The 17941-nt window shown below is 42.1% G+C and carries 20 protein-coding genes and 3 pseudogenes; 6 read left to right on the top strand and 17 right to left on the bottom strand.

Annotated features, from left to right (window positions below; translation table 11 throughout):
* Positions 1–40: 40 nt before the first annotated feature.
* Entirely contained in the window at positions 41–340 is a 300-nt protein-coding gene (locus tag ACJJI7_RS15195) for a hypothetical protein (RefSeq protein WP_444901809.1), read from the bottom strand.
* A gap of 959 nt (positions 341–1299) precedes the next feature.
* Between ACJJI7_RS15195 and ACJJI7_RS15190 the strand changes: the two genes are divergently transcribed.
* Complete coding sequence (locus ACJJI7_RS15190; protein ID WP_444901810.1) at positions 1300–1995, top strand: TniQ family protein; 696 nt, start codon at positions 1300–1302, stop codon at positions 1993–1995.
* Positions 1996–3356: 1361 nt separating this feature from the next.
* Here ACJJI7_RS15190 and ACJJI7_RS15185 read toward each other — a convergent pair.
* The 9 genes and pseudogenes from ACJJI7_RS15185 to ACJJI7_RS15145 form a co-directional block, all read right to left on the bottom strand.
* A pseudogene (locus ACJJI7_RS15185) lies at positions 3357–3513 on the bottom strand (helix-turn-helix domain-containing protein); the annotation flags it as partial.
* A gap of 140 nt (positions 3514–3653) precedes the next feature.
* Entirely contained in the window at positions 3654–4547 is an 894-nt protein-coding gene (locus ACJJI7_RS15180) for an isocitrate lyase/PEP mutase family protein (RefSeq protein WP_444901811.1), read from the bottom strand.
* A gap of 395 nt (positions 4548–4942) precedes the next feature.
* A complete protein-coding gene (locus ACJJI7_RS15175) occupies positions 4943–5413 on the bottom strand; it encodes a transposase (RefSeq protein WP_444901812.1) in 471 nt (156 codons plus the stop codon).
* A 385-nt stretch (positions 5414–5798) separates the two neighbouring features.
* A complete protein-coding gene (locus tag ACJJI7_RS15170; protein WP_475717081.1) occupies positions 5799–5912 on the bottom strand; it encodes a hypothetical protein in 114 nt (37 codons plus the stop codon).
* A gap of 90 nt (positions 5913–6002) precedes the next feature.
* Entirely contained in the window at positions 6003–6143 is a 141-nt protein-coding gene (locus ACJJI7_RS15165) for a hypothetical protein (RefSeq protein ID WP_444902645.1), read from the bottom strand.
* 85 nt (positions 6144–6228) lie between these two features.
* Positions 6229–6465 carry a LysR substrate-binding domain-containing protein gene (locus ACJJI7_RS15160; protein WP_444902646.1) on the bottom strand — a complete coding sequence of 79 codons (237 nt, stop codon included), beginning with the start codon at positions 6463–6465 and terminating at the stop codon, positions 6229–6231.
* 286 nt (positions 6466–6751) lie between these two features.
* Entirely contained in the window at positions 6752–8605 is a 1854-nt protein-coding gene (locus ACJJI7_RS15155) for a VCBS domain-containing protein (protein WP_444901813.1), read from the bottom strand.
* Positions 8606–8784: 179 nt separating this feature from the next.
* Complete coding sequence (locus ACJJI7_RS15150; protein ID WP_444901814.1) at positions 8785–9432, bottom strand: NAD(P)-dependent oxidoreductase; 648 nt, start codon at positions 9430–9432, stop codon at positions 8785–8787.
* Positions 9433–10068: 636 nt separating this feature from the next.
* Complete coding sequence (locus ACJJI7_RS15145) at positions 10069–11037, bottom strand: DJ-1/PfpI family protein (RefSeq protein WP_444901815.1); 969 nt, start codon at positions 11035–11037, stop codon at positions 10069–10071.
* Between the two features lie 669 nt (positions 11038–11706).
* Here ACJJI7_RS15145 and ACJJI7_RS15140 point away from each other — a divergent pair.
* Positions 11707–12111 (top strand): hypothetical protein, encoded by a 405-nt coding sequence (locus ACJJI7_RS15140; RefSeq protein WP_444901816.1) that lies wholly within the window; start codon positions 11707–11709, stop codon positions 12109–12111.
* A 319-nt stretch (positions 12112–12430) separates the two neighbouring features.
* On the opposite strand, the gene ACJJI7_RS15135 is transcribed toward ACJJI7_RS15140, so the two are convergent.
* From ACJJI7_RS15135 to ACJJI7_RS15110, 6 genes and pseudogenes are all read right to left on the bottom strand, one after another.
* Positions 12431–12538 (bottom strand): hypothetical protein, encoded by a 108-nt coding sequence (locus ACJJI7_RS15135; protein ID WP_475717140.1) that lies wholly within the window; start codon positions 12536–12538, stop codon positions 12431–12433.
* A gap of 42 nt (positions 12539–12580) precedes the next feature.
* Positions 12581–13177, bottom strand: a pseudogene (locus ACJJI7_RS15130) (IS66 family transposase); the annotation flags it as partial.
* Positions 13108–14010: an IS66 family transposase gene (locus ACJJI7_RS15125; RefSeq protein ID WP_444901817.1), complete on the bottom strand. Its 903-nt coding sequence runs from the start codon at positions 14008–14010 to the stop codon at positions 13108–13110. The gene ACJJI7_RS15125 and the pseudogene ACJJI7_RS15130, both read right to left, overlap by 70 nt.
* Before the next feature lie 68 nt (positions 14011–14078).
* The gene (gene tnpB / locus ACJJI7_RS15120) at positions 14079–14429 is read right to left on the bottom strand and encodes an IS66 family insertion sequence element accessory protein TnpB (RefSeq protein WP_444901818.1); all 351 of its coding nucleotides are present in this window, start codon (positions 14427–14429) and stop codon (positions 14079–14081) included.
* Positions 14430–14434: 5 nt separating this feature from the next.
* Positions 14435–14725, bottom strand: coding sequence for an IS66 family insertion sequence element accessory protein TnpA (gene tnpA, locus ACJJI7_RS15115; protein WP_444901819.1), 291 nt, complete (start codon positions 14723–14725; stop codon positions 14435–14437).
* Between the two features lie 282 nt (positions 14726–15007).
* Positions 15008–15349 (bottom strand): transposase, encoded by a 342-nt coding sequence (locus ACJJI7_RS15110; protein WP_444901820.1) that lies wholly within the window; start codon positions 15347–15349, stop codon positions 15008–15010.
* A gap of 76 nt (positions 15350–15425) precedes the next feature.
* Between ACJJI7_RS15110 and ACJJI7_RS15105 the strand changes: the two are divergent.
* Positions 15426–15616: pseudogene (locus ACJJI7_RS15105) on the top strand (IS481 family transposase); the annotation flags it as partial.
* A 569-nt stretch (positions 15617–16185) separates the two neighbouring features.
* On the opposite strand, the gene ACJJI7_RS15100 reads toward ACJJI7_RS15105, so the two are convergent.
* Positions 16186–16665, bottom strand: a complete 480-nt coding sequence (locus ACJJI7_RS15100; RefSeq protein WP_444901821.1) for a hypothetical protein — start codon at positions 16663–16665, stop codon at positions 16186–16188.
* Between the two features lie 489 nt (positions 16666–17154).
* On the opposite strand from ACJJI7_RS15100, the gene ACJJI7_RS15095 reads away from it, so the two are divergent.
* The 3 genes from ACJJI7_RS15095 to ACJJI7_RS15085 are packed head-to-tail and all read left to right on the top strand — an operon-like array spanning position 17155 to position 17890.
* Positions 17155–17322 carry a transposase gene (locus ACJJI7_RS15095; RefSeq protein WP_444901822.1) on the top strand — a complete coding sequence of 56 codons (168 nt, stop codon included), beginning with the start codon at positions 17155–17157 and terminating at the stop codon, positions 17320–17322.
* Positions 17265–17399: a hypothetical protein gene (locus ACJJI7_RS15090; protein WP_444902657.1), complete on the top strand. Its 135-nt coding sequence runs from the start codon at positions 17265–17267 to the stop codon at positions 17397–17399. Before ACJJI7_RS15095 ends, ACJJI7_RS15090 begins: the two co-directional genes overlap by 58 nt.
* A gap of 20 nt (positions 17400–17419) precedes the next feature.
* Positions 17420–17890 carry an IS5 family transposase gene (locus ACJJI7_RS15085; RefSeq protein ID WP_444901823.1) on the top strand — a complete coding sequence of 157 codons (471 nt, stop codon included), beginning with the start codon at positions 17420–17422 and terminating at the stop codon, positions 17888–17890.
* Positions 17891–17941: the final 51 nt, after the last annotated feature.

Raw genomic sequence — 17941 nt, 5'->3', positions numbered from 1 at the left:
CTTACTTTTTAACACTTATGCCAAAATTTCCCATCTGGATTCAGCTACTGTTATTATCGATCATCCTATTAAGCTCTTCAAATAAAATACCCTCTACTTGCTTGGCATTCATTTTTGTAAGCTCAATTTCTGAATATTTTTCTCCCAAATTTTTAGCCAGTAAATAACCAAGATAATAACCACGCCTGGAAGGCAAGCCTGTCTCGTCTGACGAAAAGGAAGTAAGGGCATTTTTTACATCTGGTTCTGTAGAATAGAATTTTGACTCTAAATCTCTCAATGCAAAAGTCAGCTGTTGCTCCACATTAGGAACCATATCTTTCAGTATATTCAGCATCATTTGATCATAATTAGCTTCAGGATTTAGCTTAAAGAAACCTGGTTAAGTGTACAAAATCTGTGGTTGATCTTTGTTATGCAAATCAATAACAAATATGATGTAGAGATGTATGAATCAGTGTACGCCTGTCCTTTTATATAGAGGCCTGCCTAACTCGGAAGAATTTATTAGTGAGTATATCTCCAGGTTGGAATTAAAAAATGGATTTTTATCAGTTAGTTCATTCAAGCGGTTTTTATATAAAATAGCTACTCGAAAATTTGACTATGTTCCATTTCGTTGGAGGCATTCGGATGAAATGCATGCATTACTCATTGTTCTTGGTCTTGGTCTTGGTCTTGGTCTTGGTCTTGGTCTTGGTCTTGGTCTTGGTCTTGGTCTTGGTCTTGGTCTTGGTCTTGGTCTTGACAATATAAGTAATTCCTTCCCATGGGAAGGTGACGCTTCAGATGGGCGGAATCTTGTATGTGTTGCTTGTATTTCCACAACTCCTAAGGTTTGGTGTTCTAGTAAAGTGCCTTGCTTCGATGAGGGGTTCTGTACAACCTATCGCTATTATTGTTCCAAGTTGGATGAGTCTTCTTACAAAATGAATTCATATTTAAGGAGGTATGTATGTTGGGGAGAACTAGGCTTTCCCGTATGTTCACCTCGACATTTTTGAGGGATGAGCTATTGCCTTACTTATCAGATAATGTCGCATTTATAAGCGATTAAACAGTGATTTTTATCATGAGTAATTAATAGGGGAGTAACTGAATGATGTTTTTCACGCTAGGCATGTAGATGGTAAGCAATCAGTTTTACTAACTCTCGGACTATCATTGGTTTTCTGATGGTACTTCCAGTTACTCCGAACACAAGTTCTGCCCGAGGTGGAGTAATTTAGATTGAGGTAATTGGAGGAGGCAGAGATATATAATTATGTATGGGCTATTCTTATGGCAGGAGCTACGACTATGCTTCTGTCCAGACCTCGCATATACACAGATGAATGTCTGGTAGGTTACTTAATCCGTGTGTCAGAGAGAAACGGGTTTAGGCATATCAGTCACTTACTTCACCATGCAGGACTTCCTTGGAAAAACGCTCGCGCACCAGTTCATGGTATCTTAACCAATGAATTCGACTTATCAAATTATCTAGCGGCACTAGGGCTCCCTGACCAGAAATCTGAAATCGGCGAAGTCTGCCAAAATTTTAAACGCGTTATTGATACGCCTTATATACTTGTCAAGTATCCAAAGGTATGTCCGGAATGTCTCAGAGAGTACGGGTACTGTAAATCATATTGGGCACTTCTGCCTATACTGGCATGTACTGAGCACCAAAAACTATTGGTTGATATTCGAAAGGAAACTGGTGAAAGGCTTAGTTGGTATAGAGAAAACCTCGATAGATTTGCTGCAACATCAGTGGCAATCACAAACAATGACGTTCCTGTTACCCCTGATACTCTCCAATTCAGTGCATACATTGAATCAGTATTAGCAAAAAAAGTGGTCAAGAAACCTATCCCATTGGTTCTTCACGGACTGGTATTTCGAGAAGCATTGACTATGATTAACTTCCTTGCGCATTATCAGGTTAGATTGCAAGGAACTTCTTTCAAGCCAATACCCCTAAAAAAACAATTCACTAGAGCAGCATTATAGAAACGTGTGGTTGATGCTGAAAGACTGGCCGGATAGCTTTTATTTAATGTTAAATCAATATATTGATCGGCCTATGAGTAACAGAGGATTTTCTGGAATAAACAAACACTATAGAGATTTATACGAACGCCTAAATCGTCAGCAGGAAAATCAAGGAATTGCACGAATTAAGACCAAATTTGACCGTTATTTAGAGGCATACTGGCCTGGCCTCATTGATTCGAGTCGTATAAGGAGAATTGCGTTAGTGTCACCTGCTAGAAACATTATATCAAAGAAGGAGGCGGCAAGATTAATTAGTTGCCGTCCGGAGCGGTTAGATAAGTTGGTTTGACAGAAGAAATTATCTCCAGTTATTTTTAAAGGGAAGATGCATTACCCTCGCGAAAAGGTGGAAAAATTAGCAAAATCCATAGCATCGAATTGGTCGATGGCTGATGCTTGCAAGGAGTTACAGATTACGCGATACCAACTTAAACAGTTATTGGATGTAAATATAATATTTGCTATTCAAAAACCAGATAAATTCAATCGAGACTGGATTATCGACAAGCAACAATGATATACATTGGTAATCAACCTACTAAAGAAAAGACGTAAAGGTTTATCACCCGATAAAGTTGTATCAATGGCAGGAATACAGCGCCAGGGTCTTTCAATCGTGCAGCTAATTTATGCAATGCAAACCAATGAAGTGGAGTACGGGGCCTGTGTTGATAAGGAATACCCTTATAGCTTGAAGCAGTTTAATGCATTTAAGTAGACTGATTTAGGCTTAATCAGATAGTTGCACGAATAGCTAGAAGGACTATATGTCACCCTCCGGCGAGTCGGCCAGGGGAGGCAACTTTGACTCGTTGAACGTCACCTAGGGGCTCACTAGTATCCTTCTTTTACTACGCGAACTCAATTCCGGGTGGATGAAGTGAAATTAGGGGGGTTGACTGTTTTCGGGTAAATTGATTGAAAAGGATTACCTAAGTTGATGTTTTTGTTTTGATTTTATCCCTTTAGTATTTATTTCATTTTTGGATCTTCACGGGCTATAGAAGGGCTGACGGAACTACAGCCTCTACATCCGCAATATCCTCTGGCGCAATATTCTCATTCCCGTCTATGTGGGTATCGCCTGGGAACACTTGAAGATGGAAAAGGCATCCGGAGGCAAAAGCTCGTAAACCGAATTTGACCTGACAGGACACCTTCTGAAAAACCGGTAACTGTTAGATCAAGTCTGAACCTCTACACCTCAACTATGTCCACTTAGAAATCGATAACAATTTAACTGAATAGGAAATCAAACCCTTTGTCATGGCTTGCAAGAACTTCCTGGTTGCATCTTCGGTCAATGGCGGGCACTGTGCCTGCCCTGGGCGATATCCTCGCTGCGTCGCAGCTCTCGGCTGATTGTCGAGGATGCCTCTCTAACAATTTTTCTATTGCTTTCTGAGAGTGTCCGGATTTTCTTAAGCTGTAAATCTGGTGTCGTTCGTTCTCGCTCAGTTGGTAGTAGCTCATCAGTGCCTTTCTCTTGGTCGGGAGAGTTACAGACTCTACCAGCTTAGCCCTCCCTTACCAATTGCACCTGTTATCTGAAACCAAGCTCACCTAAAAATTAAATTGTATTAATTAAAGAACAGCTATTTTATTGCCCCTTTTTACTCATCTCCAAAATTTTTATCTGCCGCTGCTTTCCATTTGTTATCAAGGTCCTGAAAATGCTGGGAGTCCATGGTTTCAAAAAATTCCTTTGGAGAGTACATATCATTCATAAGAGCCTCTGTTGTTCCCTTCGCTTTAAGTTCCCTCAATACTCGTTGGGCAAGCTTACACATAGAAAACATCAGGCTTCCTGGGTAAATAACCAATTTATAAGACAACTCCTCAAGTTCTTTATGTGTAAATAATGGGGACTTACCGTGTTCGCCAAAATTATACATTAGAGGTATATCCACCTCATTCTGTACACGAAGGACTTCTTCCCTGCTTGTAATTGCCTCTACAAATAATGCATCAACACCGGCTTCAGCATAAGCAACACATCGTTTTAGGGTGTCATCGATACCTGTCACCGCCAAGGCATCTGTCCTGGCAATAATAACGAAATCATCGTCAGTGCGGCCTTCCAGTGCTCCGTATATTTTATGAACCATCTCTGAGATTGGCACTACTCGCTTTCCGGCTAAGTGACCACATTGCTTCGGTAATATCTGGTCTTCTATATGTAATCCTGCAACTCCCGACCGCTCATATTCCTGGACTGTCCTATAGGCATTTAATGCGCTGCCAAAACCGGTATCTGCATCCGCAATCACTGGTATATTTACAGTTGAAGCTATAGCACGCGCATTCGCAGCCATTTCAGTCAATGTAATAAACCCAAGATCAGGGCGACCAACATGAGTAACAGCGGTTCCACCTCCTGTCATGTAAAGTGCCTTGAAACCCTCTTCCTGAATGATTTTCGCAGTAAGGCAATCATAGGCCCCTGGCGCAACAATTAGGCCTGGCTGATTAATCATTGCCCTCAACGTAGTTGTCATCTTCTTCATAAATATCCTACCCAAATGAAATTTACTTCATATTTGGCGTATAAAATTTTAAGCAGCACATTAGGAATTCACTCCAAAGAATATAGCAAAGGAATTTTATGAAGGGTTGGATATCAAATTTTACCAAGAAGCCTCTCCCCTTAAAGTAGACGCCATCTTATGCGGCCATTCTTTCATATTCATCAGGGCTTTTGAACCCAAGTGAACTATGTCTTATTATAAGGTTATAGTATCTATCAAGATACCAAAATAAGTTACTTCTCAGGTCCTCAACCGAATCAAAAATAACCATTTAAATTTCTCAGTTTTTAATGTCTAAAAAAATGATTCTACATACACATTATCATTCATAAATCCTGGATAGTTCATACTCGGTTCAATACCTAGAAGCTGCTTCATAACTCCTTTAACGTAATTAACATGCATGCAATATAGAAAAAAGCACGATAAGTGGACAAATATCGCTCCCATCTAACAACTAAACGGCGGTAATTTCCCAACCACACAAAAGTCCGCTCAACTTTCCATCCGCGAGCGTACCTTCTGAGCTTTCTGCCATCCGGTCTTGAGGGTTTTTTCCTATTTCTCCTATGTGGACAGATAAGGTCGATTCCATGACTCAACAGGCTATCTCTAAGAGGATCCGAGTCCGCCGCTTTATCATAAACTAAGCGATGAATCTTTGTATTTTTATACGTAACATCAAGTAATGGGTGTAATAACTTCACTTCTGCTGGTGAGGCCGAAGTAATGGTGCCTCCCAGTAGAATACCTTCGCCATCGACCACCACCATCCACTTTGAACCCTTGCCCCGCTTGGTTTTCCCGATTTCGAAGCCCTTTTTTTGCGGGTGCAAAGCTGCCATCAGAAAAAACCTCCTCCCAGTTAAGCAAAGACTGCTGATCCAACGGCTCCAGAATCTTCTCCATGCCTGTAACCAAGCTCCTTGCTCTTCCCAAAATTAAAGTCTTCTCCAGCATGTACTCGGTGATGGATAGTGTGAAGGAAGATCTTTCCATCGCGCTCCAGAACGCAAAATCTACAGGATGCCTTCAAAACAGGCTCGATTATCAATTGATCATTGGTTAACTCTGACTTGAATCGGCTCACTATTGCTGGACTTTTTTCTATGTAATTGCGTGAGAATAGCCGATTTCAAGTTATGAAACAGCCTCTAGTTCTTTGAGTCGGTTTTGGAATGCATAAACACCGTACTCAGCCCCGCGGTCACTGTGAAATTAAACCTGACTCTATATTTTTCTGCGACGGACAGCTTTATTTAACGCCGACAGTGTCAATTCAACAGTTCGAGTATCCGACAACTCCCAACCCACCACTTTTCGGGTGTAAAGGTCAATAATCAAAGCTAAATATTGCCATTGCCCATTGATCTTCAGATAGGTCGTACCACCCGCCCATTAGGAGTCTGATTTAGCCGGCACACCAAGCACTCTTCATAAATTTTCAACTTTAATACAAGGATTTCCGGGCAAGGGGCGTCGACTGTATATCCTTCCAGCTTTCCCTACGATTCCAGCCTCTCTCATAAGACGTTCAACGCGTTTGTGATTTTTTCGCTCACCATTAGCTTTCAGCGAAAGCGGAACAGTAACAGCTGTTACTTGATCACAGGTGCTGGTGGATAAATTTCTCCAGCACCTGGATGTCTCATGCCCCCCCCTATTGGTCTACAAAAACTTTGGTCAGCCACTCAATAAAAGCCCGGACTCTGGGCGAAAGGAAACGATTCTGAGTGAAAACTACAGACACGGGCTCACTTGGGGGCCGAGTACCAGATAGTATTTCCACCAAGTTACCTGCAGCTAAGTCCTTTTCGACATGAAACCAGGGAAACTGGGCAAGACCGATGCCTAGTCTGACGCTATCAAGATAACTCTCGGTACCCGTTACCGTCATGGGAGTTGGAACCTGCGGAGTTACAATCTTATCCCCAACACAAAAAGACAGCGGAGTAGACTTCCCAGTTGTTATCGAGCGAAGGGCCACTACTCGGTGACCGCTCAACTCGGTGACCGCTCAACGTGTCCGGAGGGATTAGAGCACTACAAAAAGCTTGTTAAACGAATTTGACCTGACAGAGCATCTCCCAAAAAACTGGTAACTGTCAGGTCAAGTCTAAACTAATCCATGCTAACTATAATATCTCAGTTTGTACTGCCAAACGCGATGCTTGGCCTAAGGGTTAATTATCAGCCGCAACAGTATCTAGATATACAGGAAGACTATGTTGACCGGAATGGTCCACTGCTATTATTTTATACCTATAGCTATTCCCTAGCCTTACATCAGAGTCGCTATAGGCCAATCGGCGCGTTTTAGATAGCAACTCTTCATCACGAAACAATTTATAGTGATGCACACCACCATTCTTTAAGGCCTCACCCCAAGATAGATTAATTTTCTGATCAGAAAAAACATAATCAAATCTAACCACTTGCGGAGGGGGCGGATGGTTACCAAGAGTACATGGTGTAATATCCCGACCCAAACCATCGGTACATTGATCTACATTTTTATTTCTTTTTAGAGATGCATTCCAATCTTTAGCCTTCCCGCCTGTACACATATTATCGACGCAGAAAGGCATATCATACCCCTTACATACCCTACAATTGTCATATCCAAAACCATCCACAAAAGGGCTTTCTCTTCCTTTATCTAGTGATGGAAAATAAGTGCAGACAACGACATGTGCGCCATCGTTGTAAGCCGGGTTACTGGACCCAATGATATTATCGCATTCTGCTACCGCACAGCCGACATAACGGGTTTCTCCATGACAGACTTGAGCCCAGTGTCCGCAAGTATCGGCATGGCAAAATTTAGCATCCCAGTCAAAAGAGTAACTTTCATCGTACCAGGATTCTACTGAGGCCGCCCAGGTCTCAGCATCATATTGAGAGGCCGGCGGATTAAAAATATTGATTGCCACATTTTCACCTATCTCGACCGCACCAGCAGGAAGTACAAAAGATACCTCATCTTTAACCTCATTAAAGGCCTGCCTAATGCCTTCAGCATCATTAAGGTGACCAAAATAGCATGCCGATGCCCTCTTCTTAGCCATTTTTGCTAATGCATTATCCCAAGAAAGCGTTTGCATATTAGCAGCAGTTTCTGGCCCAGCCCCTTCACCGGCTTCTCCCATAGCACATCTTTGCCTGAACTCATTATGAGTGTCTAACATTATCCTTTTTTGTTCTACGGAAAGCTCGAACGAACCATTTGCGCCAGGGTCGACTGTAGATATGGAAAAAGTTACTGAGTGCTCAACTCCATCTGTGAATCTTAAAGTGATGACATCCTCCACAAGATCACCTTCTTTAAGTTGTTTGGCTTTGTCAATTAAAGAAAATTCCCAATCACCATTACTCGAGATCCTGAAGCTTCCGTATTCGCTGACAATATTGCTGGCAACAAATTCAGGTGTGTTACCGTCAACATCATCAATCACCAAAGTGCCTCTTACTTCCTCAACTGTTCCCACTATTAAAGAAGCAAGTGGAACACCTGGATTAAAGGTATATTCATCATCCGTTCCCGTAATTTTTATAGCTACCATGGTATAGTCTTCATCGCTCCCTACACCAATAGTAAATTCATCAACCACCTGCTCCCCAACGCTCAAAGGATTCGCCAGATCACTATTTAGGATATATTTCCACAAGCCATCAGAGGAAACCTCTAAGAGACCATATTTCCCCCACTGGTTAAGCTCCTCAAAAATTTGCTGCTCATTGGTACTGTCAGTTAGACGCCCTGAAGTAGAGGTCACATCATCTTCAATAACACTACCCTCTCCACCACTTACAACTCCAGATGGGGGAAAGCCGGGGTCTGGGTCTGGGTCTGAACCAGAATTTTCTCCCGGATTACCATTGGAATCGGGAACAGGGACAGTATCATTCCCCCCACCCGTTAAATTAGGCGTTGTGTTTTTATTGTTCTCGTCGCCAGAGCCACCCCCACCGCTCCCACATGCAACAAGAAACATAGAAAAGCTTATCGCCGATAGTTGTTTAATTATTGAATTCATGTCTATTTCACTTAGATTTATTTGCGACTTTCAACATTATAAAAGTATGTCCATTTTATTTATGTGAGGCGGGACAACTCTTAACGACTTTAAAAACTGAAGTGAGAGTAGAGAATGCTCGTAGCAGCATCACACCATTGAGCCACCACAAAAACCATGAAATACCATTAACTAAAATTTTAATACTGTATGATTGGGGCTTTATGCATCCATGTATCATCACTAAGCATTTGCAACATGGCGTGTGCACAGTCCGCAAAACTTATTGAAGAACTTGCGCCAAACTTTTCAAATCCCAAGCGATATTCTTTCCGTAACTCCCCTTCAGTCATTTGACAGGGACGTACACCCAGCCATGGTATCTCCCTATGCTGACTCAAAAATTGATACTGATTTTCCTTATCATGATGTCGAAGTGATAGGAAGGTTTTTGCGTAGAAACGCACAAACTTCGCGCTCATTCCAAGTATATCTTCATCGACAAAGGTACTACCGCCTCCACACCATATAAACCTGGGAGGGTTATTTTCTGGAAAAGCTGAAAATATATTTTTGGTAGCTATAGTACAGAGATTCTGAGGTGAACTACTATCGACACCAATAGCAAATAGAACTGCATCGGTGCTCTCGTTGATTGACCTTTGAATATCATCCAAACTTAATACATCACCCTCAATCACTGTGATTTTATTTTGCACTTTTAGGGGCATTTTTTTTGAATTTCTAACAAGCACTGTTACTTCATGAGCATCATCAGCCAAAGTCAACAACTGTTTTAAACACTCCCCCCCTAACCCACCAGTCGCCCCAAAAAGAGTGATTTTCATTCTATTTCTCCAAGAATATTAATTTCATAGAATTCTCCTTATACTGCAAACTCTATAGCCAGGAAGCCTACAAACAATTCCTCGACAACTTTTGTTTGCTAAAAGGCCAAAAAAAATGATCCATCTCCTAAAGAAATTAGGATCCAAAAAATTACCGAAATATCCGGTGAAGAATATAAATGTCTGGCAGAACGCCTCCTGAAAATGACTAAAATATTAATACGTTATTCTAGGCACCTTGACGGAGCTCAATTGAAAATCACGCTTAACTAGTTAAGGAGCTTCCTAATAAATCTGTGATAACCCTGACTTAAAGAGAGACTCGCGATCTTGGTGCGGTATTCAAGAATGTTTAGCCCCTCAAGAAGGTGTAACGCAAAGCGTGAATCGCTCAAATAAACCCTTAGAGCGACCCCTGGAGATCTCAGCTACATACAACAAACTTTGAGATCAGCAAAGATATTATAGAATAAGCAAAGGCTCCGTCGTTAGACCAACAAGTTTTTGCGCAAACAGACCCTCCTAGCAGCATCAAGAAATGATGTTTCATTTCTTGATGACACGACTCTTGGGTAGCAACAATCCAGTGAACCCACTTTTTTGAGGGCTCATGAATGTGCAATTTAGAGTCTGCTACTATTTGTTTTTTAACTTTTCAATAAATTTACTTGCCAAAGAGTAGACTGAGGAGGGGTTTGCCCCTGTGATTAACTCTCTATCTTCAACCACTTGAGACATTGAAGGAACACGAATATTGCTTACATGAAGGCCTGCTTCTTTTGCCTTTTCTGCCACATAATACTGTAAACGACTACCTTTCAGGTAAAGGAAGTTTTCAAGGATCACTTCCTCGGACTTGTTACCCAATGTGATATTGTATCCCTTATAAATAAAATTTACTTTTTGCTCATAAGTTAAAGGCACAAATGGATCATAGACACCCTCCATTGCTGTTAACAATACTATGGGGGCATGACAAATAATTGCCGTAATTTTTTCGTTTTCATGGAAGTGAGTCAGAATATCCCCAAGATCTTCATTAAATAATAGATCTGTTTTTGGCGCATGACCTCCTGGGATATAAATACCATCATATTGCTCCAGTTTTTTTTCACTCACCAGGGATTCAAGAGAGACCATAGGTTTTTCTACAAGCTGCTGATGCTCTATTTTTTGTTCAATCTCATCAAGAAAGGCGGACACTTCTTCATTTGCGTAGCGATTTGAAAATCTTAGCTTTCCGAAATACTTCAAAGCAGTTGCTATATCTTTTGATCTTTCCTCTTCAGCTTTTGCTTTAGGTGATAGCGCATATCTTGGCCAGTTTGATACTACGGCAGCCTTATAGAAGTACATTTGAAGGCCGTATCCATCAACTGTGGGAATTTTTCCACCAGGTGTTGCAATATCAAATTCGTAACCATTCGCCTCCAGCTGCCTCAAGGTCTCTGCTAATTCACTAACAAAATATCCGCTTTCAACAACCCCGCCACTTTTCAAAACTAATTGGTCAGCAGCAGAAACGACAACCAGCACCTTGCCATTACTCGCTAACGCGTTAAGACTGAAAAACATGAACAAACAAAAAGACAGCAATCTTTTCAAAACAACACCCTTATAATTATTGGCATTCTCTATTTTTATTGTCGAGCGCAGCCATCAGTCATGGCCAACATTCAATTTTACTAACACCTTCATGCTGAACATGTATCGGTACGAAAGTACCTAGTTTATCTGCAAAATTATTACGCTATCAACCAAAAGTTGTACCGTTGATATAAGGGTGACCTACTGCTTTCCAGTTAAAAAGACTCTTGTGTATTAACTGTCATATGTGCCCTGAATCTCCACGACATCTATTCTTAATGGTTATATTGCTATAACCTTACAGGTAAAAAGTCTTAACGCCACCAACTCTTGACCGCATTTTTGGCTCGCCAACCTCACCCTGCAGGTAGTCAGCCACACTCGAAGTAACTGGGACGAAAATACCCCACAATACGTTTGTTAGAGTGATTTAGTCAGCGCTTATCCGTTCATTCCAAATAGCTCGACTACTAGATAGCCACTATATACTATCGTTCTTGCGTGATTGAGGCGGTCAGTGAAACTCTTCTTTCTTTCAAAGGAGATCATCTGAGTCAGGCCCACTTAATTTCCACTACCTCTCCCCCTCCATCGTATTTTGCATTAACCTATATGCTCGACATAACAACTCCCTATTGAAACAATACAACCCAAAGATCAATAATTGATCACCCCTAAGGATAAACTATGACTTTAAAAAAAAATGGCTTATGGATTTTATTTTTCCTCTTTGCATTCACGGCAATGTATCTACATGATGGCGAGTCACTTTTTTTGAGCGAAAGTGATTATCCAGCTGGCAAACCAATAGCCTGGCTTCTATTTGTTTTTTTTCTTGGTTATTCAATTTATTGCAGTACAAAAGAAAACATATTTAAGACAATAAAAACCATTTACCCATTTCACTGGGCCAGGCAGATAGGTATAGATCTCTATCTGGGTTTGATCATATCCATATTTGTTATTTTCCTTAATGAGGGCTCTATCTGGGTAGTAGCACTTTGGTTAGTACCGATTATTCTTTTTGCAAACCTGGCCACCCTGCTTTACTTTGCAATGAATTATGACTCCCTAGTATCCCAATTTATTTAGCAATCTCAAAATATCTCTGTGGGTCATGAAGACTGAGAAACCGCGCGTAACTCATGGCGATTGACCTCAACTTTTTAAGAGCCACAACAGGCAACTGCACCTCCAACACTGAGCGTTCCGCACCAGTTAACCTATTACTTGTGCAAAACATCTAAAACTCAATGCGCCCACCACGTAAGCGATCTTACCAGACCATGGGTGAGGATTCTATTTGAGGCATTCAAGCTGGGCGTTAAATGGCTAGACACTGAAGTTCGAAAAGAAGTGTCGTCAATCGACAAACATGAAGGTGTGCAGAGCTTCCCCGCCGTGCTTCTAATTATGCTGCTGCGGTCATCCCAACTCTCTCAAGCTGGATGTTCCAGGGTAATAATGCCTCATAATCCTCAACGGACTGGCAGTGTGGAATCTGCTTAAGCACCTCCACATAATACCTGTAGGGGTCAAGGCCGTGGAGTTTGGCAGTGCGAATCAAACTGAAGTGTAGGCACAGTGCTTTAGCGCCATTGACCGAAGATACAAATAGGAAGTTCTTACGAGCCATGGCAAAGGGTTTGATTTCCTGTTCAGTCAAATTGTTGTCGATTTCCAGGCGGCCATCGTTGAGGAATGCACATAGCCCATCCCAATATTTCAGGCAGTAATTCATTGCCTTTCCCAGCGGGGATTTAGGTAACACTAGCGGATGGTGCTCACCCAGCCAGCACTTAAAGGCAGTCATAATCGGCCTGGACTCCTCTTGTCGTAAATCGTGTCGCTGCTTTGTGGTCAGCTGATTCTCTTTGGCCTTCCTCTCAACCCGATAGAGCTTCTTATAAAAGTGCATTGCCCGTTTTGCCAGCCCATCCCCTTGCGCCGCTCTCGCTATGGGTTCAAATTTTCGTCGGGCATGAGCATTGCAATGATTTGGGTTTACAGCTGCCTGCTCAAATAACAACTCAAAAAATGGATCAGCATCGCAATGCAGCGTGCCTTTAAAGCCGGTAAACCAGTCATTTACAAAATTTTTGTGATCAGCGGCATTATATTCATAGAGGATCGCTTCCTTTCCAGGAGGGCCACCTCGGAAACAGTAGGCATAAGATTTTCGGCTTGCTGGCCGGCTAGGTTCGTTAAGAACTTGGAGTGATGGGCATCCAAAGCCCCAATATCGTAGCCAATGACCTCGTCTTTTAGCAAATTGCTCAGTGGTTGTAGGGGAGTTACACAATCGATAACAGTGCGAGCCATGGTTTGACGGGGAAAGCTAAAGCCGGCGCGGGTCTCAAACTGTTTTTCCAAGTGATAGAAGGGCTGTCGGTAATCAAGCTTACTGACAATGAGATGGGCTAGAATGGATTCGGTAAACTTACCCTTGGGCAGGATATGCTTTGGCTTGGGAGCAATAACTATTTGACCTACACAGCCTTTAGGGCAGGCAACCTTCTCCCGCAATTCGACAATTACCTCATATACCGGGGGTATGTAGTTCAAGCGCTCATGACGCTCGTAATCAACGATATTCTTTTGGCAGCCACATGCACAGGTTTTATCCTGCTCTGAGACAGGGATTGCCACCTCTTTTCTTGGCAGGTGCTCGGCAAAGATCTTCTTTGTTTTTTTATGACGCTTGTGTGCCGCAATGCTAACCACAGCATCCTGGTCTTTGTCGTTATCAGCCTCGTTTTTCTCTACAGAGCCATCATCCCGAGCTTCTGTACTTTCGAATAGTAATCTCTGGGGATCATCAGGGTCTTCGTATCGCTCAGAGCGCCGGCCAAAGAGAGAGCGCTGTAGTTGTTTGAATTGAAACAATAGCTGATCGTAAGCTTTTTCAAACTGCTCGCATCGTTGGAGCGAGAGTTTGAGTTCACATGTAAGCTGTTCAACTTGGCACTGTAGCGTACCACCGGTAGCCATTGGGTTTTCCGATGTTAATTTATGTGTGGATTATACCATGGGAAACTATTTTCCAGGCTCTATACGTATCAGTAAAAGCGTGAAAAATAGAGTTTTTCTGGTTCTTCTTGCTGGGTAAAGTCCAACCCGGAAAGCAGCCACTGTAGCTGTGAAATCGACAACTCTATTGCGTCATTTGAAATGCCAGGAAAGATAAACCTCGACTGTTCATTTCGCTTATAAAGGAGCCAGAATCCATTATCTTCCCAGTAGAGCATACGAATTTTATCGGCCTTTTTATTGCGAAAGACAAAGAGCTGACCGGATGTCGGATCTTTGTGTAATGTATCAGCCACCAGCAGCACAATACCATCAATCTGTTTCCTGAAATCGATGGGCTGACGGTAAAACCAGACTTTGCTGTTAAACGGTAGCCACATCGTATTTACAGGTCCATAAGGCCGGGGATTTGCGCCAGCAATACTGGGCTATTGATCACCAGCTTTATGCCATTAGGAAACTCCAATATACCCAGGTTTCCCGTAGTGGCCACAGGGGACTTGATATCCACGGGAACAAAGTCAGGGGTATCAGACACCGAAGTTTGTTCAGTTAACTTGCGGTACCAGTAGAGGAACTGGCTGTAGTTTAGATTGTGTTTACGAGTATAGGCGCGTTTGGACTGAGAGCTTTTCTCGTAGGCCCTGACATGACATTGCCACTGTTTCTGATTCATGGGGCTTTCCTCCGAAGTTGATGGAGGGGGTATCATGGCAGCCTGCCAGAGCAAGTTGAATAATGTGGTTTATGTACCGCTTACCTTTCAGCTCTGCGCTAATTCTTGGACTTCCATAATTACCATCATGCTGCGTATAGATAGTTTCTATACACCCTAGAATTCGCCTATTTTCTATATCTAGAGTACTCTCATCACGTTTAAGCCACTTATAAAACCCTTAGGATGAAATATTCAAGTATCTACATAAGTACCTGACATTAAAGTCCCACCGATTACGAGCTATGAACGCGAATCTTTCGGATTTAGATCTTTCAGGTACACTTCCCACTTTTTTAGGAAATCATTCTCCTTTTTCAATTTCTCAACCTGCTTTCTTAGACGTTTTACCTCTTTATCATCAGTTTGAGACTGAGGTCTCACTGTCTTTGACATACTTTTTCTACGACTGAGCTTCTCGACAAGTTTGACTCCTCTACTTTCCTGTCGCCATCTATACATCATTACTGGATGCAGACCAATAATGTTGGCGATAGTAGTCATAAATACTTTCAGTTGATTAGTGAGAGCTACCACTCTAACTTTGAATTCTGTTGAGTATTCAACAACACGCTCTTCACCCATTATTTTCGGTATTTTTTCCTACCCTATCCAAAAGGTAAGCGACTACTCAATGGGGGAAGGTTTCCGATTCCATTAAACAATTTTACAGGAGTTCTACCGACCATCATTACGTCGCAAGATCTACGGATCTGTAGAGGAGATCTAGGCGAATGGCTCGTATATTACAATAATGATCGGGCCCATCAGGGTAAGAAGTATTGCGGCCGCACTCCGATGGCAACATTTGTAGATGGAAAAGGCACCCGGAAGGAAATACTCGTAAACTGAATTTGACCTGACAGAACACCTTCTGAAAAACCGGTAACTGTCAGATCAAGTCTGAACTACTACATATTAGTCCCAAAGAACTGTCATTTGATCGACATAGTGAAATAGGCTTCAAGCTCTCGGTAGTAACTCAGTAAACTTTTTTACTTATATAGTCCTCTCAGTATGGGTAGCCAGCCAATCCATACCGTGCTCAATCCCGCGCATCTGCGTAAGCGTTAGCTCTAACTCCTTTCACAGATTCACATCCACAGCAGCAGAGAAACTTCCAACGTATTTTGTATAGTTCAAGATGCTAATAGCATACATCGGTCTATTGCCATAGCTCGACCGATAACGGTTGATCTCTACTGGCTCTCCATCAAAGAAAATATTGGACAAAATATACCAGAAAGTGGGTTTTTGAGAAGGAGTGAGAGCTAATAAGGAATAAACCTAAATAGGTGAGTTAAGCCACTCAACGATTTTATCCATTGGTATCGGAATAGCTTTGTAAATATGTTTATTAATAGGAGAGGAAAATAGCCCCTCCTATTCAGCTAAAATGGCATTATCTAGCTATGTAAAACTCAAGAAGCTTGAATTGAGGTTTCGCTTTGATGTGCGCTCGACCTGGGGACCTGTATTCTATATTCTGGGAACATGTTTACGGTAACAGTAAAATCACACTTAGTAGGGCCAGCAACATGCTTCAGGCCCCACCAGTATTTTAGTTTAACGGTTTCGCCTGGGGCGATGGGGTGGCCGTAGCTTACGAAACCATCTCCTATTGGAGCACCTGATGAACCATTTTCTATTGGTGTACCTGATGAATTACACAAGTATGCATCCCAGGTCATACCATTGTCATCAAGATCCAGGAATACTTTGGCGTCAAGGATGGGAAATTTTCCAGTATTTTTGAGTTCTATAAGCCCCTGAATATAACTTCCTTCTGTAGAGTCCTCTATACCAGTCCATGCAGCCCAGTGAAAACTGGTTGCCTCAAGACTATCAGAAATAAATGGCTTATCTTTATTCCAACCTTCAACATGACCAATATTTGACATAATTAATCCTTTTCTTAAAAAAATATCATCAAAAAATTAATGACTGCAAGTGTGTACCGCCTATTTTTAAAAACGAAAGCATGAAAAGAGGGGAAGCAAAAACAATTGCAAATCAAAAAATTACAATATTTATGTTCTGAGCTTTACCCAAAGATCCCTGCTAACTGTGCCCTCCTTGGTGCACAGGCATATTATTGGGGCAATGAAAGCTGATATCAACTCTTAAATATTAGATGGGCAATAGTTGCGAGAATAATAACGCCAAAATTTTTTACCTGGGGGACATTATGCATACGGTATAAAGCAGTCTTTGGTCAATGACTTGGCATTGCGCTGGCAACAATTGGCCGTCATAAAGGCTGCTTAAGCTACCAAGGTCATAGAGGCTGTTTCATAACTTGAAATCGGCTATTCTCACGCAATTACATAGAAAAAAGTCCAGCAATAGTGAGCCGATTCAAGTCAGAGTTAACCAATGATCAATGAAAATTGATCGAACCTTGTCTTCCTGAGTTAAAACGAGGAAAGGGAAGCCCAAAACCGATTGATAATCGAGCCTGTTTTGAAGGCATCCTGTGGATTTTGCGTTCTGGAGCGCGATGGAAAGAACTTCCTTCACACTATCCATCACCGAGTACATGCTGGAGAAGGCTTTAATTTTGGGAAGAGCAAGGAGCTTGGTTACAGGCATGGAGAAGATTTCTGGAGCTGTTGGATCAGCAGTCTTTGCTTAACTGGGAGGAGGTTTTTTCTGATGGCAGCTTTGCACCCGCAAAAAAAGAGCTTCGAAATCGGGAAAACCAAGCGGGGCAAGGATTCAAAGTGGATGGTGGTGGTCGATGGCGAAGGTATTCCACTGGGAGGCACCATTACTTCGGCCTCACCAGCAGAAGTGAAGTTATTATACCCATTACTTGATGTTACGTATAAAAATACAAAGATTCATCGCTTAGTTTATGATCAAGCGGCGGACTCGGATCCTCTTAGAGATAGCCTGTTGAGTCGTGGAATCGACCTTATCTGTCCACACAGGAGAAATAGGAAAAAACCCTCAAGACCGGATGGCAGAAAGCTCAAAAGGTACGCTCGCCGTTGGAAAGTTGAGAGGACTTTTGCGTGGTTGGGAAATTACCGCCGTTTAGTTATTAGATGGGAGCGATATTTGTCCACTTATCGTGCTTTTTTCTATATTGCATGCATGTTAATTACGTTAAAGAAGTTATGAAACAGCTTCTAGTAAAAGGCCCCTAGAGATTGAGCGCGACATGGTCGTCGC

Source organism: Microbulbifer variabilis, assembly GCF_056232115.1.
Note: the sequence above shows the minus strand (reverse complement) of the source record. Positions and strands in the feature narration are given on the sequence as shown.

What these genes read in the sequence shown, in the direction of transcription:
- ACJJI7_RS15150 (WP_444901814.1), bottom strand. Translation starts at nt 9,432, where the DNA reads ATGAAAATCACTCTTTTTGGGGCGACTGGTGGGTTAGGGGGGGAGTGT.
- ACJJI7_RS15140 (WP_444901816.1), top strand. Translation starts at nt 11,707, where the DNA reads ATGACTTTAAAAAAAAATGGCTTATGGATTTTATTTTTCCTCTTTGCA.
- ACJJI7_RS15160 (WP_444902646.1), bottom strand. Translation starts at nt 6,465, where the DNA reads ATGACGGTAACGGGTACCGAGAGTTATCTTGATAGCGTCAGACTAGGC.
- tnpB (WP_444901818.1), bottom strand. Translation starts at nt 14,429, where the DNA reads ATGTGGCTACCGTTTAACAGCAAAGTCTGGTTTTACCGTCAGCCCATC.
- ACJJI7_RS15090 (WP_444902657.1), top strand. Translation starts at nt 17,265, where the DNA reads ATGGAAAGAACTTCCTTCACACTATCCATCACCGAGTACATGCTGGAG.
- ACJJI7_RS15180 (WP_444901811.1), bottom strand. Translation starts at nt 4,547, where the DNA reads ATGAAGAAGATGACAACTACGTTGAGGGCAATGATTAATCAGCCAGGC.
- ACJJI7_RS15085 (WP_444901823.1), top strand. Translation starts at nt 17,420, where the DNA reads ATGGCAGCTTTGCACCCGCAAAAAAAGAGCTTCGAAATCGGGAAAACC.
- ACJJI7_RS15195 (WP_444901809.1), bottom strand. Translation starts at nt 340, where the DNA reads ATGATGCTGAATATACTGAAAGATATGGTTCCTAATGTGGAGCAACAG.
- ACJJI7_RS15175 (WP_444901812.1), bottom strand. Translation starts at nt 5,413, where the DNA reads ATGGCAGCTTTGCACCCGCAAAAAAAGGGCTTCGAAATCGGGAAAACC.
- ACJJI7_RS15190 (WP_444901810.1), top strand. Translation starts at nt 1,300, where the DNA reads ATGCTTCTGTCCAGACCTCGCATATACACAGATGAATGTCTGGTAGGT.
- ACJJI7_RS15125 (WP_444901817.1), bottom strand. Translation starts at nt 14,010, where the DNA reads ATGGCTACCGGTGGTACGCTACAGTGCCAAGTTGAACAGCTTACATGT.
- ACJJI7_RS15100 (WP_444901821.1), bottom strand. Translation starts at nt 16,665, where the DNA reads ATGTCAAATATTGGTCATGTTGAAGGTTGGAATAAAGATAAGCCATTT.
- ACJJI7_RS15110 (WP_444901820.1), bottom strand. Translation starts at nt 15,349, where the DNA reads ATGGGTGAAGAGCGTGTTGTTGAATACTCAACAGAATTCAAAGTTAGA.
- ACJJI7_RS15155 (WP_444901813.1), bottom strand. Translation starts at nt 8,605, where the DNA reads ATGAATTCAATAATTAAACAACTATCGGCGATAAGCTTTTCTATGTTT.
- tnpA (WP_444901819.1), bottom strand. Translation starts at nt 14,725, where the DNA reads ATGAATCAGAAACAGTGGCAATGTCATGTCAGGGCCTACGAGAAAAGC.